Raw genomic sequence first — 2,797 nt, forward strand, 5'->3', positions numbered from 1 at the left:
ACTCCCCAGCAGTACCGACTTCCAGCACCCCCACTGCGATTCCGACCACCGCCCGCGTCAGGCAGCCACCCCCCAGGGGTCCGATTGGCCGGTTAACAGGCAGTCCCCGACGGTCCCGATCGAGGGCGCGATCTCTTCCACCGCGAGGTGCTCGGTGAGCCGGATCGAGGTGTATTGGGCAGGTTCAGGGGGTCGTTGCAACACCGGCCTGTGTTATCGACTGTAGCTGGTCGGTGAAGACCTCGGCAGGAGTGCGCCAGCCCAGGCTTTTGCGGGGTCGACAGTTGAGGGTGATCGCGACCGCGTCGACGTCGGTTGCGTTCCAGCGGGTCAGGTCGGTGCCTTTCGGGAAGTATTGCCGCAGTAGGCCGTTGGTGTTCTCGTTGCTCGGCCGTTGCCACGGGGAGTGCGGGTCACAGAAGAAGACCGCGATCCCGGCGTCGCTGGTGAGTTGGGCGTGCCCGGCCATCTCCCCGCCTTGGTCCCAGGTCAGCGACCGGCGCAGGTGCTTGGGCAGCGTCCCGATCTGTGCGGTGATCGCCTCCCGGACAGCGTCGGCGCCGTGGCCCGCGATCGGCGGCCCGTTCTTCACGTACGGGGTGGTCCCGAAGGCCTCCATTCGGGGTAGGTGCAACCGCATCGTGTAGCGGCTGCGGCGTTCGACCAGGGTGCCGATCGCGGACTTCTCCAACCCGATAATCAGATCCCCTTCCCAATGCCCCGCGGTGGACCGGTCGGCCGCCTCCGCGGGCCGGGAGCTGATCTTCACCTCCTCGGTGACGAAGGTACGGCCGCTGCGCCTGGTGCGGGCGCGTGGCTCACGCAGCGCCCGCCCGGTCCGCAGGCACGCGGTCAGTTCCCGGTTCAGCGCGCCCCGGCCCTGGACGTACAACGACTGGTAGATCGTCTCGTGGCTGACCCGCATCGACTGGTCATCGGGGAAGTCGAGCTTGAGCCGGCACTGATCTGTTCCGGGCTCCACGCCGTGCCCCAGCGCCGGTCCTGGCGGCGACCGACCCAGGGCACGTTCGGGCCGGCGATCGGGCTCCCGTCGGCGTCGGTGACCGCCCCGGACAGCTTCGCTTGCACGTACTCGCGCAACCGGGGATTCGCCGCGAGTTTGGCCTTCTTGGGGCGCTTGGCCGCTTGCTGCGCCTTCCACTGCGCCACCGTGGCCCGATACCCCCGCTGCCCGGCACGCGTGGCCGAGTTCCGGCGCAACTCCCGCGAGATCGTCGCCGGGTCCCGACCCAGCCGACGGGCGATCTCCCGCACCCCAACGTCCTGGGCCCGCAAGATCGCGATCTCTTCCCGCTCCGTGAAGGACAGGTAACGGCCGGTCGGTTCGGTCAAGCACAGCGCGCTCATCCCACCAGCGTGTCGGAACCACCGAGACCCGACCGGCGCCGACACGCCCACCGCCACCGCGGCCTCCTCCGTCGACGCGCCCCCAGCGATCAACCGCCAGAACTCACGCTCCACCGCCCGCGACGGCACCGGCCGCCCCGGCGACCGCATCACGGGCCGCAACGCCCGATCCGCCGCCCACTGCCGACGCGCACCCGCCGGACGCTCCGGCCACGAAACTCTCGAACCCGCCACCACACACCTCCACCATCAAGGTGTTGCGACGACCACTGGAATCCGCCTTGCGAGCCGGCGTCGGAGTGATGGATCAGCTCCCCGCAGCCCACGGGGTGGCCCTCGCGGTCACGCCGCCAGATCGCCATCCGCACGGGTGTCAGCACCAGGTCGGCCTCTTTGGTCGTTTGGGCGTGCCAGCCCACGATCCGTTGGGAGAAGCAGTCCACCACGAACGCCACATAGGTGAACCCGGCCCAGGTCCGGCAGTACGTGAAGTCGGTAACCCACACCCGGTTCGGGGCGGCGGCGGTGAAGTCTCGGTTGAGCAGGTCCCCGGCCCGGCGCCCGTCCTTGCCCGGGATCGTGGTGCGGTGCTTACGGGATCGACGGATTCCGTTGTGCCGCAACGCCGTCATCGCCTCATCAACGCGACCGTAGGTTGCGCCCTGCACGCCTTCACGGGCACAACAACGCGGTCACCTTCCCTCGACCGTACAAACCCTCCGGACGCAGCCGGAACCGGCTCGTGGCCGGGTCCCACACAAACGCCAACGAAAGGATCGCGTTCATCAGGTACGCCATCGCCAGCACCTGCGCGCTGACCACCGCTCCCCGTGACCGGGCAGCCCGGTAGGTCCGCGCGGCGACCTGCACGCCCTGCTCACGCAGGACCGCACACACCGACTCGACCGCGCGCCCCGCCAGTTCCTGAGAACGGATGAAGTCCATGATCATCGGCTGCGGGGGTCGAGTTCCCCCGCAATAAAAGTTGCCGCCGACCGCAGGATCGCATTGTCCTCCTCCAGGCGGCGCACCCTGGCCTTCAAGGCCTTGATCTCCTCCCGCTCGCTGCTCGTCATCCCCTCCCGAGTGCCGGCATCGACCTGGGCCTGTCGAGCCCAGCCGCGCACCGTCTCCTTCGAGATCCCCAGCTTGGCACCGACCGCCGCGCACGTCTTGGTCAACGACCCGTACTCGACGACCTGCTCGGCCACCATCCGCACCGCCCGCTCCTTCGTCGCGGCACCAAAATGTTTGGGCATACCTGCATCCTTCCTGACCAGAAACGATGCGGCACAGATCCCCGAACGCTTCAACGGCGCCCGCATGTTGACCGTCGTTCTGGATGACGACGTGGGGGCCGTGGGCTGTCATCGGGTTTGCCGAGGAGGGGCCGTCTCGGCGTGAGTGTCGGGTTGGTGAACCTCGGCGC

The 2,797-nt window shown here is 68.6% G+C and carries 1 protein-coding gene and 2 pseudogenes; all 3 read right to left on the minus strand.

Annotated features, from left to right (window positions below):
- Positions 1–184 precede the first annotated feature (184 nt).
- The 3 genes and pseudogenes from ABD209_RS07885 to ABD209_RS07900 all read right to left on the minus strand — a co-directional run bounded on the left by ABD209_RS07885 (position 185) and on the right by ABD209_RS07900 (position 2,627).
- Positions 185–1,518 (minus strand): annotated as a pseudogene (locus ABD209_RS07885) (IS30 family transposase).
- A 125-nt stretch (positions 1,519–1,643) separates the two neighbouring features.
- Positions 1,644–2,112, minus strand: a pseudogene (locus ABD209_RS19800) (transposase); the annotation flags it as partial.
- A gap of 203 nt (positions 2,113–2,315) precedes the next feature.
- Positions 2,316–2,627 carry a transposase gene (locus ABD209_RS07900; protein ID WP_344064466.1) on the minus strand — a complete coding sequence of 104 codons (312 nt, stop codon included), beginning with the start codon at positions 2,625–2,627 and terminating at the stop codon, positions 2,316–2,318.
- Between the last annotated feature and the right edge of the window lie 170 nt (positions 2,628–2,797).

The sequence above is a fragment of the Nostocoides vanveenii genome (genome assembly GCF_039531165.1).
GTDB classification, from domain to species: Bacteria; Actinomycetota; Actinomycetes; order Actinomycetales; family Dermatophilaceae; genus Nostocoides_A; species Nostocoides_A vanveenii.

Excerpts from the sequence above, each read along its gene's own strand:
- ABD209_RS07900 (WP_344064466.1), bottom strand. The coding sequence starts at position 2,627 with ATGCCCAAACATTTTGGTGCCGCGACGAAGGAGCGGGCGGTGCGGATG.